The 14,524-nt window shown below is 43.8% G+C and carries 9 protein-coding genes and 3 pseudogenes; 6 read left to right on the plus strand and 6 right to left on the minus strand.

What is annotated here, in order from left to right:
• Positions 1–60 precede the first annotated feature (60 nt).
• The 3 genes and pseudogenes from ACFQ0C_RS30295 to ACFQ0C_RS39165 all read left to right on the plus strand — a co-directional run.
• A complete protein-coding gene (locus tag ACFQ0C_RS30295) occupies positions 61–1,380 on the plus strand; it encodes an ABC transporter substrate-binding protein (protein WP_379372345.1) in 1,320 nt (439 codons plus the stop codon).
• An 801-nt stretch (positions 1,381–2,181) separates the two neighbouring features.
• The gene (locus ACFQ0C_RS30300; protein WP_379372347.1) at positions 2,182–2,742 is read left to right on the plus strand and encodes a cupin domain-containing protein; all 561 of its coding nucleotides are present in this window, start codon (positions 2,182–2,184) and stop codon (positions 2,740–2,742) included.
• Between the two features lie 57 nt (positions 2,743–2,799).
• Positions 2,800–2,964: pseudogene (locus tag ACFQ0C_RS39165) on the plus strand (YnfA family protein); the annotation flags it as partial.
• 175 nt (positions 2,965–3,139) lie between these two features.
• Here the strand turns inward: ACFQ0C_RS39165 and ACFQ0C_RS30305 are convergent.
• The 5 genes and pseudogenes from ACFQ0C_RS30305 to ACFQ0C_RS30325 all read right to left on the minus strand — a co-directional run bounded on the left by ACFQ0C_RS30305 (position 3,140) and on the right by ACFQ0C_RS30325 (position 5,453).
• Entirely contained in the window at positions 3,140–3,481 is a 342-nt protein-coding gene (locus ACFQ0C_RS30305) for an SDR family NAD(P)-dependent oxidoreductase (protein ID WP_379372349.1), read from the minus strand.
• 51 nt (positions 3,482–3,532) lie between these two features.
• Positions 3,533–3,811, minus strand: a complete 279-nt coding sequence (locus ACFQ0C_RS30310; protein ID WP_379372351.1) for a hypothetical protein — start codon at positions 3,809–3,811, stop codon at positions 3,533–3,535.
• A 488-nt stretch (positions 3,812–4,299) separates the two neighbouring features.
• Complete coding sequence (locus ACFQ0C_RS30315; protein ID WP_379372353.1) at positions 4,300–4,734, minus strand: SDR family oxidoreductase; 435 nt, start codon at positions 4,732–4,734, stop codon at positions 4,300–4,302.
• 1 nt (position 4,735) lies between these two features.
• Positions 4,736–4,831 (minus strand): annotated as a pseudogene (locus tag ACFQ0C_RS30320) (hypothetical protein); the annotation flags it as partial.
• Between the two features lie 43 nt (positions 4,832–4,874).
• Positions 4,875–5,453 carry an NAD(P)H oxidoreductase gene (locus tag ACFQ0C_RS30325; protein ID WP_379372355.1) on the minus strand — a complete coding sequence of 193 codons (579 nt, stop codon included), beginning with the start codon at positions 5,451–5,453 and terminating at the stop codon, positions 4,875–4,877.
• Between the two features lie 203 nt (positions 5,454–5,656).
• Between ACFQ0C_RS30325 and ACFQ0C_RS30330 the strand changes: the two genes are divergently transcribed.
• Positions 5,657–6,031, plus strand: coding sequence for a winged helix-turn-helix transcriptional regulator (locus ACFQ0C_RS30330; RefSeq protein WP_379372357.1), 375 nt, complete (start codon positions 5,657–5,659; stop codon positions 6,029–6,031).
• 157 nt (positions 6,032–6,188) lie between these two features.
• On the opposite strand, the pseudogene ACFQ0C_RS30335 reads toward ACFQ0C_RS30330, so the two are convergent.
• Positions 6,189–6,668, minus strand: a pseudogene (locus ACFQ0C_RS30335) (transposase); the annotation flags it as partial.
• 467 nt (positions 6,669–7,135) lie between these two features.
• Here ACFQ0C_RS30335 and ACFQ0C_RS30340 point away from each other — a divergent pair.
• The gene (locus ACFQ0C_RS30340) at positions 7,136–7,861 is read left to right on the plus strand and encodes a LysM peptidoglycan-binding domain-containing protein (RefSeq protein WP_379372359.1); all 726 of its coding nucleotides are present in this window, start codon (positions 7,136–7,138) and stop codon (positions 7,859–7,861) included.
• Positions 7,862–8,334: 473 nt separating this feature from the next.
• Positions 8,335–14,484 (plus strand): metallophosphoesterase, encoded by a 6,150-nt coding sequence (locus tag ACFQ0C_RS30345; RefSeq protein WP_379372361.1) that lies wholly within the window; start codon positions 8,335–8,337, stop codon positions 14,482–14,484.
• The last annotated feature ends 40 nt before the right edge of the window (positions 14,485–14,524 follow it).

Consider the following 14,524-nt stretch of genomic DNA (forward strand, 5'->3'; position numbering starts at 1 on the left):
ATACCCGTTCACCTATAATCAGAAGGGTAAAGCAAATTCAGCTTGGAAGGGGATTGAGGTATGCTGCAAACAAAAAAGGGGATATTAGGTATTGCTGTGCTTTCTACACTGTTGGTGGCAAGCGCGTGTAGTACCTCCGGTAAAGGAGGTACCGAGATTGCAAGTTCGTCATCGCCTAATGCAACCAGCGGTGTGGCTGTTAAGCTGGGAATTACGTGGGCAGGGTCTCAGGCGCGGCATGATGCTACTCTGAAAGCGCTTGAATTATACAAGCAAAAAAATGCGAACATTACCTTCGAGCCGTCGTATATGGGATTTGATACGTATTTCACCAAGCTGGCGACGTTGTCAGCCGCAAGAAATTTACCGGATATCATGCAGATCGATACCGGAAATTTGATGGATTATGCTCTACGTGGACAGCTCGCCGATCTATCCAGCGGAATTAATACCAAAGATATTGATAAGAACCTGCTCGCAGCCGGAGTCGTAAACGGCAAGCAATACGGAATTCCGATTGGTGCCAATACCATTACTTTCATGTACAACAAGCCTGCCATGGAAAAGTTGGGTGTAACCGTACCGGAAAAAGGCTTCTCCTGGGATGAATGGATTCAGAAGGGTCGAGAGCTGAAGCCCAAGCTTGAGCAAGGCAGATATTTTATGCAAGATTTGTCGATAGCAACGGGGACCGCTGAATCGGATAAATACGAAATCTACCAGCTGGCGCAAGGAAAAGGCTTCGTGCATACAGCAGACGGAAAATTCAATATTGATCGTGATACCTATATCGCCTTCAATAAATTGTTTGCTGATCTTCGCAGGGAAGGCATTGTTCCGCCACCGGATGTTACTGCAGGCCATAAGCAATATGATCCGAAGCTGGACAATTTCCTTAACGGAACTGTGCTTGTTCAACGGGATTACGCTGCTGGGTTCCCTGCCTTCGACAGTGTACACCCAGGTCAGTATGCGATGACGCTGGTGCCTTATGCCAAACAATCAGGAGCTTTCCTACTTCCTTCTCAATTTTTCACGGTGAGTAAGGACTCGAAAAGCCTGGACGATGCAAAGAAATTCGTCGATTGGTTCGTCAATGACAAGGAGGCAGGACAAACCTTAAATCTTGTACGCGGAGTTCCGGTGTCGAAGCCCGTCATGGATGTGCTGTTGCCTGCATTGAAGGAATCTGACAAGGCACAGGCCGACATTATTAACCGGACCATGCCGCAAGCCAACGCATTTTCCAGCAGGCCCAAGGGCTATGGAACATGGACAGACGAATGGATGAAGATCTCTCAGGCTGTAGGCTTTGGTAAAATGACACCGGAGCAGGGCTATGATGAATTGAAGAAAAAGTGGGATGAGCTTATCAAGTAAGGATATTGAGCTTATGAGAAATAAGTATTAGGTTAACCACATAACGACGTAGCGGGAGTCAAAGACTCGTAAATTAAGTCTTTGACTCCCACTCCCATGATTTAACTAAACTGGGGGAATTGATCTGCGATTGTCAGTGATATAGGATCCCAAACAGAAGGAAGTTTACTTCACCACTGAGTATAGATAAAACAGTCATGAGAAGCATATTTGAAAGGATGAGCATAATACTCATCCTTATTTATATATTCTTAGATAAAAGACCTGTAGCAAATAGGGTGTACCCCTTAGAATAGACATTGGAACCCCCCCTGGTTAATCTGATGAATTCTAAGGGGTGCTTTTTTTAAGGCAATTAAGGGTCAGAAATTCAATACTTACACAATTGAGACAAAGAGAAATGGACGTATAAGCAGATTACGGAACATTTACATATTCGGGACAAAGACCGTGTTACCGTGTCTTAACGAAAATATACGCTAAGCATTCGGATGTGACGACTTAGCGTTTTTTCTTACTCTAAGGAAGATTTTCACTTGTTACCCATATCAACATACACCTGGACAAACTCACTGTTCCTGTTCTGATAAGGCTTCGAACGTAGCAGTATTAATTAGCGGTCATCAACAGGTAGGTTATTTTGAAGTTCCATTACTTCCGTTCTTCCATTTATGGTCAATTAAATCGAATTAATTGAAAATAAGGATGAGCAAACAGCAGTTTCTTGCAGAGTAAAAGTACCCTACCCAAGCCATAGTGAATAACATATTTTATACTTTGTGAAGGGAATGAGTAAACAAAATGTATTATACTGGGTATAGATCTCCCTATCCGTACTACATCAATGCCCCACTCCATAACTATGTAAGACAGCCTGTGCACTGGGTAATTCCACAAGAAATAGACTATTCAAACCGATTTGGTCATAGGCAATCATCAAATATGGATGGCAAAATTGGATTAAAGGATTATGGAAGAAAACCGCTTGTTGTAGATATTAATAAGGCTACACAACAAAACAATACATTCCGTACTGCCATATGGACAGGTAATAACTTACAAGTTGTTGTTATGAGTATCAATGTAGGGGAGGACATCGGACTAGAAGTTCATCCCACTGTAGACCAATTCTTACGTATTGAAGTGGGGCAAGGTGTAGTTCGCATGGGCCCTTCTAAAGATAACTTAAATTTTGAAAAAAGAGTTTATGATAATTATGCAATCATGGTGCCTGCTGGGACATGGCACAATGTAATAAACACGGGCAATATTCCGCTTAAACTTTACACTATCTATGCTCCGCCTCAGCATCCATTTGGTACGGTTCATAATACGAAGGCAGAAGCAATGGCTGAAGAATAATACCAAATACTAGGACGATCTCTCAAACGGTAGAAATTCCGTCTCTCAGAAGATGCTTTCCCATCGTTTGGGCGAGTCTACGCGGCTTAGGGCGGCGTATTTGTTATTCTCGCTGTTATATGGGGGATGGCTCATCGATAAGAAAGCACTCGATATGTACGGATAGGGGCCGTTATTTGCATTGTAGGAGTGTCCGTCATGCTATGGGCACCGAGGAGTTAATAAGTTCATGGTGTACCCCGAATCAACCCAATCTCACGTTAGTTAGTGTTATCGTTACCATTTATACCCATACGTTTGCGAGTGGAGTCAGCTACGCTTGTACTGCCCCTATACGGAACGTACTTTTTCTTAATCTTTAACGGTCAAAGTGATTACGCTTCTTTCATTACCGGGGTCATTCTGCCCGTAGACGGCGGGCTGAGTGCATAAAAGCAGCTTTATCTAGGCTTTGAAAAGCATTAGTTACGTTGCCGCCAGGAGCCCAAAGGCTTCCGGAGGCTCTTTCCCGTGTCCGAATACGAGTATGTGCGTGTAAATCTCTTTTGGTGATCGTCAGGCCTCTTAGACCTTCCGGCCCGTACTCGATGGCAGCCGTTTGAGTTAGGCTGTTTACCCCCCGTTTAGATGCTCCGTACGCTTCCAACCCCGGATTCCCCTTTAAACTGCCCACACTGCTTGTATTGACAATAGCACCTGATCCCGTGGTCTCCAGCGTAGCCTTAATTTGGGCTTTCATAGACAACCAACCGCCCATAGGCTCCAGTAGCAGCATCTTGCCGCTGCCATTCTACGTAAGATCCCGCAGCTCCTTGGATACCAGGCTTTCCTCCATCACCATCACCATGCTGCCGTACGGGATCAGCTTCTCATTGAGCATCCGTCTGGCAGATACCAGAACCGTTCTACGGCCGTCCGGATCAATGGTGCTTGGCCGCCTCGGCCCGGCCCCAGACCATATTCCGTTGCTGGCGATGCCAGAGCAATCCGAGCGGGCAGTTCGATACCCTTTTCGGAAATAACAAGCTGACCACCTTGTGCTAGTTCGGCGAGAATCCGATTGCGCCAAACAGATAGGCTCTTGTTTTCATCCGTAGTTGATTACTGTACTGTCTTGCCGCTTAGAGCATATCGAGTCCCATCAGAATCTTTTAGCGCATCGAGGCGAAAAAGCAATTGATATATCCGATGGGACGGCATCGAGCCCTTAGCAACAATTGACACACCTAACTCTTTTAGCTTTTTGCGCAGTATGCGTACATGAGGCTGTTCATTGAGTCGTAGCTATTGCGCTTCCGCTCAAGTCTTGTTTATGTTGTCAGGGACTCGTGCTATAGCGGCGTACTGGCGATCCGGAAAAGCATGTTGTACAACCGATTGCTTCGACGGCAACAACCTTAGTAATTGATATAGGTGATGGATAAACAATCCTGATATTGATATATCTGAACATCCTGATCCGGTATCCCAACTGCATCATCATCTGAATTCTCAGTTAAATGAATAGCTCCGGCCCTAAAATCAATGAAACCAGCCGACACCGGCTGGTTCACAAAATTAAAGCGTTGGAATCGTCCCGCCGTCAATTAAGTATTCACTGCCAGTAATCCATGCCGCGCGGTCAGAGGCCAGGAACGCGACCAACTCGCCAACCTCCTCGGGCTGTCCCGGCCGTCCAAGGGGAATACCGCCGAACGAATTCATGAACTGCTCCAGTCCAGCTTCCTTGCTTCCTGCAGCCTGGGCAAACAGGTCGATCACCGCCTCTGACGCCTCGGTCCGAATAAAGCCTGGCGCCACTGAATTAATGCGGATGCCGCGCGGTGAGAATTCCTTGGACATACCTTTGCTGTAGTTGGACAAGGCCGCCTTGGCCGCAGCATAGGGTAGCTTACACGCAGCCAAACGCTTTACGATTTGCGTATGAGACAGGAGCAGGCCCACAAGCGCAAGATCGGAATGAACCGTAAGTTGGAAACGTACGGGATTCACAGGCAACTTTATCTAAAATGCCCGTGATCATGTATTCGGATGTCCCGACCAGAAAGCAGACCACAGCAAGTATAAAAATTTTCCAGTTTTGTCCCAAAATTAATCATTCCCCTCGTGTACTTTGTGAGACTGCTTAAGGCTTAAAGTCCCTTGGCGTAATTTAAACCTAAGTAATAAGCTTGGTTAAGTATAATATCATAATGCTCAGGGTTGGAATCCAAAGTCTCGAATAAGTACTCCACCTTGGAATTGGAAATACCGCAATAATCTGCAATGCCTACATTCAGCAAATGCGTAATCATCTCGTCATAATTACGCTTTTTCATCTGTTCTTTCGAAACACCCGCTAGACCCATCCATAAGACATGCTGATGATGAAGCTTGTTCGAGCCGTACGCAAACCCATTATTCCATACACGGTCAATATAACCTTTTAGCATGGCTGGCAAATGCCACCACCAGATTGGAAAAATAAATGCCAAGGCATCATGTTTCTTCATTCGCCTTATTTCCAATTCTATCTCAGGGGAAAAGGACTGTTCCGCAACTGACCAATCAGGTTCGTCTATTCCTTTTAAAACAGGGTCAAAGCCAATCCCGTGTAAATCCAATATTTCATAGTCATGGCCCGCCTCGGCAAGACCTTGTACGAAACGGTCTGCAACCTTAAATGTCAGGGAATCTTTTCTCGGGTGCGAAACAACAATTAATACTTTCATACTTGTATCTTCCCTACCTTTCTCAACAGTTAGTTTGTAGCCATAATCAATGGCTGATGCTATTATAAATAGTAAATAAAAAATCTAGAAGTACGCACTTTTAAGTTCTATAGGATGATACAGGTGCTATAGGAACACGGAAGTTCCCTAGATAGATGTCTTACTGCATAACGGACGAATGTATTTTAACGGAGGAATAAGAGATGACTGAAAAGAGGGGAAATAGCGTTCAAAAGAAGTATAAAGTTGGAGTTGAGGCGGCATTAGAAGTAATGGGGGGGAAATGGAAGCCTTTGATCATTTATCATTTGATGACAGGACGGAAACGGACGTCTGAGCTTCGACGATTAATGCCTGGCATTACGCAAAAAATGCTGACCACTCAACTAAGAGGCCTGGAAAAGGATGAAATTGTTGCTCGAAAGGTTTATAAAGAGATTCCACCTAAAGTGGAGTATGACTTAACTTCCTACGGCTGGGGATTAAAGTCCGCGCTAGACCATTTATGCTATTGGGGAGAGGAACACCTGGATAAGATTCATGGAGACAAATTCAAGGTTTTGGAAGAAAACATATAGTCAGCTAACCAAAGCTAGCTCTAATTATATACGAAGGCAGCCAATCAGAAGGGCGATGCCGCTACGGTCTGGTGGAGGTTCAGCGATGAAACGCGGAGAACGTTAGTTAAATGAAACAGCGATAGTCTAAGACTATACAGGCTGTTGAGAAAGTTCAAAGTCTCGACAGGAGAGAAGAACTAAGCAAAATGGCGATCAACTGCCCGTATACATGACATTCAAAACGTTCGGTTTTGACCGGCTTGCATCGGTCAATATGGAAGATAAATTTCCACGTTTTAAATAAAATCTCGATTTGCCAGCGTAGGGAATACAGGTCATGGAGAAGCGTTGAAAAAAGGGATTGAAGGAAGGCAACTGCAGAAGGATTGAACCGCTGGTTCAATCCTTCTGCGCTCATCGAAAGCTGATTGGAAGCATCTAGTTGGCTACATAATCGTGCGAGGGGAGTCACAGATACATGATCATTTAAAAATACACATAAGGAAACCAAATCTTGCGCGGTATATTTGCTTTTTCGTTGGACGAAGTCGGCTTTTCTAGCGAGCTCCTCGAGTTGGGTAGGAGAAAAATGATGGTGAAGCTGTTGGGCTAGTAAATGCATTTCTTCGCTGATAGAAAGTGGAATAGAATTCATGGCAAACCATCCTTTCTATGGAATTATGCTTGATATAGAAAGGATAGCTTATTTTTCCAGTTTGGGGTATAGATTCATCTTAGCTTGACGCTGAACCTTATCTTAAGTAACGGCTAGTTTTATTAGAAGGTATACGTTTAATGCGACTTTAGATGTAAGCAAAAGCGCCGCTCCTATAAGCAGCGTCAGATTGCAGACAACCTCCTATGTTCCGAGTGGAACTTAGGAGGTTGTCTTATTTGAAGTTCGGAGAAACTCTGCTTTGAGCCACCTGATCTCTAGAACCAGGCGGCCAATTTTTGAGGTTTCTGCAAGGAATATTTGAATCTTCATTTGATGAAGTAGTATTTTCTCACAAGTACAATCAACTCCTGCATCAACAGCGTAGTCAAAGGCCCAAACAAATAAGAACTCCTTCTCATATGCTGTATATAGGTGAATAACTATTTTGGGGAGGAACCATGCATATGTATTATTCAACACCGTGGATACCAGATCCACCGTTTCAATCTTATTTTCGTCCTATAAATACTTATTCGGTGACACACCCATTCCACTCAAACAGTGGTCAGTATAATTTCAATCCTTATGCACACCCAGCTGTGCCCTTCTTGAGAAATGAATCTGTTCCACCACAAAATTCTGCTTGTATCAGTAAAGCAGAAGCGGAATTAAACCAAGTATTTCGAACGCTTTGGGAACAACACGTTGCTTGGACGAGGATGCTAATCATAAGCATTGCAGAGAGTTTGCCAGATGAGGCACCGGTTACTGAACGCCTCCTCCGCAATCCGCCTGATATGGCGATTGTGTTTAAACGCTACTACGGTGAAGAGATAGCTGCACGATTCAGCGATTTATTTAAAGAGCATCTTGTATTGGCAGCACAACTTGTTAAAGCTGCCAAAGCTGGCAATAAACAAGCAGCTGCGGAAGCTGAGAAAAAATGGTATGCCAATGCGGATGAAATTGCTGTGTTCCTGAACCGTATCAATCCGAACTGGCCTAAATCGGCTTTGATGAATATGCTCCATGAGCATTTGCGAATGACAAAGGATGAAGCAGTTTTCAGGCTGTCTAAAAAATATAAATCCGATATCGAAGCATATGATCGGATTGAGAAACAGGCCCTGGAGATGGCAGATGCTTTTACAAACGGGATCGTTAATCAATTTCCAAATGTCTTCAAGTAAATAATTCGTATTTCATAAACATGTCCAATTGTTAGGACATGTTTTTTTGTTGTCATCAATTTGTGATATATGCATCAAGCGACGGTCGTACTCACTGCAACAAATCCTGTCTTTCGAAAGTTGCATAACATTCGAGCCAAACATATGAAGAAGCAGCAATCTGTGTTTAAATTGCTTGGAAAACTGTCAGATGAATACTCAACGCTATCGGTCTCCACACCTTGGACAAGTATAACGATGGAATATATGGGCATTGACCCGTTGAGCCGTGAGATGGTAAACATCCAGGGATTTTGTGGGGTATTTTGACAAGCGAATGAAGAGTGTTGGAACCGTCAACAGGATCCCAATTTTAAAGTGGTTCGTTTTGACCTAAAATTCACCTTAACAAAACCTTAACGTAAAAGTGCATTAGAATTAATATATTGCAAACATAATGGTCATAGATCTAAATGAGAGGAGTTTTACTTGGAGTGAACAGAGAAAAACAATCATCAAAACTAGTTTTAGCAATTTTAGCCGTGGTTTTAGCTATTTCCTGTATTGTGCCGCCAATGGCAGCATTGGCGGTAGCACCTGCGGCAAAACCGTCACAAATTGCAATCAGTTTAGCAGGAGGCGCAGAATTAGGTAAATCGGCAATGAGTTTTAATTGGGTAACTGATCCGACGGTGAACACTTCAGAAATTATTTATGGTACATCACCTAACCTGGCTGATGGTGTAATAAAAAGCGCCACAATGACTGCTCCAGTTGCCACAGATATTTTTCCGGAGAATAATCGGACTCAATTTAAAGCTATTCATTCTTTTAATGTTATTATTCAGAATCTTACTCCTGAAACCAAGTATTATTATAAAGTTGGCAACGCAAGTAACGGATATAGCGCTATCGCTAGCTTTACCGCTCCTGTCGATCCTAACGGCAAGAATCCGTTTTCTTTCGTTATCACCCCTGATACACAGGGGACATCTGTAAGCGCGTTTGACAATACAGCTAAGTTATACGACCATATTAAGACAAATGAACCGGATGCTGCGTTTCTTCTTCATATGGGTGACGTGGTAGAGGATGGACATGTTTCTGACCAATGGCAGTATTTCTTTGATGCGGCTCAAAACCTTTTAGATACGTTACCAATCATGGCAACCCCAGGTAACCATGACGGTGCATCCTATGACAGAGATTTTATACAGTATAAAGCAAGACTTAACCATACATCTTTACGGAAACCAAACGGTCTGTCTTCAGCTGGTGATGGAACCGTATATTCCTTTGAGTATGGAGACGCCTTGTTTATCTCTCTTAATTCTTTTGCTTCTTCCGCTGACAATACTATTCAATGGAAATTTTTGGCCGATGAGGCCGCAGTAACATCCAAAAAGTGGAAAATTGTATATCTTCATGTTCCACCCTATGACCCAGGTTCAAGTCACTATCAAATCGACAATGTAACAGGTAAAAAACTTACCGATGCAGGCATAGATTTGGTATTCAACGGTCATGAGCATGCCTATGCTAGAACCACTCTAAAGACAACTTCTACTGCGTCAGGCACAGGAAGCTTTGAAAAAGCAAAATTCGGCGAAGCGCCTACCTATGTCATAGGCGGATCGGTTTACAATTATGGTTACAGTCTGGACAGCCGTGACACTTCCTGGAATGATTTTTTTTATGACCTTCGCATCAATAAAACGGGTACAGGCGGCGGGGCCATCTATTCACCAGGTATGTACAGCAAGGTGGAGGTTACGAGCAATGCGATAACCTATAAAGCATACTATAAAGCTACAGGCTCTGAAAATCCTTTCCGTGTCATTGATACATTCACCATTACCAAATCAGGGGATAAGATCACCCAGCCGACAGGCGGCGGTACAGCGCCTACCTCCACAACATTCTTGTTAGACTCATTTAATCAAGAGTCAGGCAAATATATTGCACGCTTTAACTGGGTAACGCCAGTAACAACGAAGACAACGCAACTCTATTATGCTAAAAAGTCAGACTTTGAAAGCAATGGCAAAAAGTTTACAAATGTTGTTGTGGGAACAAATAACACGGTAGACCTTTCAAGCGCCATTTCAAAAGCTAACTATAATGGTGCGGGGACCGCGTACTCTGTTGCGCCGGTACAAAGCCATAAGGCGGAAACGGCCACACTTGATCCTAATACGGAATATGTATACAGCGTTGGTGACGGTGCAATGAATGTTACAAACGTAGGATCGCCGGCCAGTTTTAGAACTCCTGCCAGTAACCTCAATACATTTAATTTTAACTGGGTTACTGACGTACACGCAGCAAACACTACTGTCAATCACAATAACAAAGCTCTCAATCAAGCATTTACTGATTTCCCGAATGCTGCTTTTATTCTGAGCTCGGGCGACCAGGTTACCTATGGATTCGACACCTCGGAATGGAATGGTTTTTTTGAGGCCAATGCCGATACATTCGCGCGTGTGCCCCTGTATTTGGGGACAGGAAATCATGAGTATGACGGTGCAGGCAACAGCTGGGCGCCGAACAGCAGTTGGGCACCGGTGGACCCAACGTTGCAAAACCTTTTGGGACGCTACAATCCGCCTAAAAACGGCGCGTCATTTTACGGTGGCGGCGACGGTACTCAAAGAATGGTAGCGGGTATGGACAAAATGCAGTTTGAGTCAAGCAACTACTATTTTGTTTACGGCGATACGCTTTTCATGATGATGGATTATCAGGACCAAAACAGTGCTTCTCAAATAAAAGCTCAGCAGGACTGGATGAAGTCCGTCGTTAAACAAAACCCTACAAAGTGGCGTGTTGCTGTTATACACAAATCTCTGTTCGGATATCGTATGGCAAATCCAGTAGCTTCCTGGACAAGCGCTTTTGATGAAGCTGGAGTTGATGTGGTGCTTGCGGGTCACGACCATGTCTATGTCCGTACCAAGTTATATGCGAATGGCGCAAACATTGATCCACAGGCTTACGGCAACGGAACAACCTATATCACGGGCTATTCTGGTAATAATGACAGACGCGGAACTTATTACACAAAAGATCCTGCAAACGTCGCTTATGTAGATGTAAGGGCAATCGGACCCGGATTTTCAAATGTTTCCATTTCACCAACGGAAATCAGAGTGACAAGCAAGGGCTTTGATGCCAACGGAACACTGGTAAACGGGGATAGCAACGCACTTGTTACAAACAAACCGCGTACTCCCAATTTGTCAGCATGGACTTATCCATCGGTGCCACAAGACGTCAACGAGTTGACGATAACAGGTGTTGCCGTTGCAGGGATTGCAAAAGAAGGACAAACCCTGAATGCATCCGTTACGCCTTCAAGCGCTACAGCTGCTTTCAGATGGGAAAGCTCAACGGACGGCACGGCGTGGACAACGATTGCAGGAGAAATATCATCGAAATATACGATCAAAAAAGCGGATGTAGGTATGTATTTGCGCACCGTTGCTACGGGAACAGGTTTTTATAACGGAGCCGTAACAAGCACTGCCACAGCGAAAGTCACACCTCTTGCCGGCAGTGGCACAGCAGTTGTAAAAATTGGAACAGCAAGTGAATTGGTTGCATTTTCAAATGGGTTTGGCACAACCGCCTATCCGATTGACGGAAAATACCAATTATCTGCAAATATCGATATGAGTAATGTAACATTTTCAGCGATCGGCGGAGGTACTTCTCCAGCTCCATTTTTAGGAACATTCAATGGAAATGGTTATACAATAAGAAATTTGACATTAGCGAGCAGCAACAAAAGCACAGGCTTCTTTGCTTATATAGGCACAGGCGGCAGAGTTGCAAATCTTAAATTAGTAAATGTAGATATTACCGGCGGCAGCAGCACAGGTGCCATTGCTGGGACTTCCACTGGCACTATTGAAAACAGCTATGTGGATGGGAAAGTAACCGGTGGCAGCAATACAGGCGGTATTGTAGGTTTGCTCCATGCGGGCACTTTGCAAAATTCCTCCGTAACCGCAGCGGTTTATGGAACTACGGTTGGGGGCTTGATTGGAGGTACAAATTGGACCTCGCCTCTTACCCAAAAGGATGAAAAAACTGGGAAAATTATTCTAAATAACTACGTTGCGGGTACTGTCACAGGGCTTACCGGAGGTCAATATTACGGTGCTGTTGTTGGTGATATGGGCGGATCAAGTGGTAGTCTGCTCCAAACCTTTAATGGCAATAGTGTGACCAATGCAATTTATGGGGCTACACCTGGTAAAATAGCAGGCTATTGGTCAGGCAGCAGGCCGATTATCGATAAGGATCAAATCAACTACTATAATAGTAACAAGTTAGGTACAAGTGGACTTCCTAGTTCAATCGCCACTGCGTTTACTGCTAAGACGGCCTCCGATTTTACACAAAAAGCAACATTCGAGGCTTTAGGATGGGACTTTACTAGTGTTTGGGATTGGAATGCAACTAACAACGTACCCCTACCCAGAGTTATTGATGTTGGTGGCGGAGATGAAGATAATTTCGTTACTGTTATTGCATCGGCAGGTTCGGGAGGGACAATTTCTCCAAACGGATATGTTTTGGTCGAGCGTGGACAGAGTCAAAAGTTTACATTCACTCCAAACGAATATTTTGTAATTGACACCGTAAAAGTTGACGGAGTCGGAAACACTGCGGCTGTTGCGGCAGGCGAGTATATCTTTGACAATGTTACAGCCGTACACACGATTGACGTCACCTTCAAGCTTTCCGATTCCATTTCCGGTGTTGCTCCAAGCCTGGTTTCAACAAGTGCCTATTACAACAGGGCTGTTGAAGCACATATATGGGTAACGGTAGACTTTGGAAAAGGATCTTTAGGAATTCAACCGGCAAACTGGCGGAAAGCGGTAAAAAGCGTAAAGATCATGAAGAATAATGCACTGGTTCTTGATGCCGCCGGCGGCTATTGGTTCCCAAGCACAGGCTATGGTGCACCTGAGGATCGGCTTGAAATTGCTTATGACGACATAAATAAACTTCCTGAGTATGATAATTTAGTTCCAGGGACGTATGATCTTGTTATAACCTTTGCAGACTTGAATTCCACTGCATACACAATACCTTTGATTGTTGAGGATAGGGTTGTTTCTACACTGACTGTAGATGGAGGAACAATTGAGGTAGATGGAACTGCGGTAAACAGTCCTGCTCAGATTAAGAAGGATTCTCAAGTTACAGTAAATGCTTCTGTTCCAGTCGGACAACGCTTTGTAAAATGGACAGCGACAGGTCTTGCGGCTGGAGAGTATACAGCAAATCCATTTACATTTGCGATGCCGACAAGCCAGGTTACATTGAAGGCTGAGTATGAAAACATACCGAGAAGTAACCAAAGTGGCAATAAGAGTGGCAGTAGTGGCAATAGTAGCAATAACAATGAAACAATAACAACAAAACCAGAATCTTCAAAAACGGAAGAAAGCAGAATAACAGTTGCATCAGAAGTTAAACAAACTACTACAGGCAACACAGCTGTTGCAACAGTAACAGAAGAAGCAGTAGCAGATGCAATTGCATTTGCGGCAGCAGCAAGTGGCGCGGCAGCTGCAGTTGAAATCAAGGTAGAAGCACCGGCAGCTGCAAAGACAGTTGAAATGACTATTCCAAAAATATCTGTGGGAGCAGCAGCCGAAGCCAAGATAGAATCACTTACGATTGCAACACCAGTTGCAGCAATCACCTTTGATAATAAGGCTCTAAAAACAATTGCAGGAGCAGCCAAGGCAGATGTAACAGTTTCAGTAAGTGCTGTAGATACGAGTACACTTTCCGTGCCTGCGGCAATCAAAGAAAAGGTTGCGGACAGACCGGTGTTTGATTTTACTGTAACAAGCGGCAGTGATAAGATATCAAATTTCGACGGCGGTTATGCAACAGTAGTAGTTCCATATACATTAAAAGCAGGAGAAAGTGCAAACGCAATTGTAGTATATTATTTGGACAATAACGGAAAGCTTGAAACTGTAATGGGTAGATTTGATGCTGTGACAGGTACAGTAAAGATGACACTCAGCCACTTCTCAAGGTTTGTTATTGGCTACAATAAAGTAACATTTGCAGATGTCGAAAGCACACAGTGGTACGCAGAGGCAGTAGATTTTGTAACAGCTCGCCAGTTCTTTAGTGGAGTAAGCGATGGGAAGTTTGCACCAAATATGGCAATGACAAGAGCCATGTTTGCAATGGTAATTGCAAATATAGTGGGAGCAGACCTTTCAAGCTACAAAACATCGGAGTTTACAGATGTTGACATTAATGCTTGGTATGGCAAGGCAATTGCTTGGGCAGCGGATAAGAAAATTGTTTCAGGCGTAAATAATGGAAAATTTGATCCTGACGCACAAATCACTCGTGAGCAAATGGCTGTAATGCTGAATAACTATATAAAATATAAGGGCATTAAGCTAGCAAGCAAAAGCCAGCCAGCTTTTGCAGATGCAAGTTTAGTGAGTGATTGGGCGAAAGATGCTGTGACACAGATCCAAAGCTACGGTATCATAAGCGGTGTAGGTGAAAACACATTTGCACCAAAGGCCAATGCCGATAGGGCAAGTGTTGCTACAATATTTACAAACTTTATTAAGGCGTTAAATAAGTAATGAAATGCAAAGTCTCCCTTTGGTTAATTCCAAAGGGAGA

Source organism: Paenibacillus sp. GCM10027630 (assembly GCF_042676305.1).
Taxonomy (GTDB): domain Bacteria; phylum Bacillota; class Bacilli; order Paenibacillales; family NBRC-103111; genus Paenibacillus_S.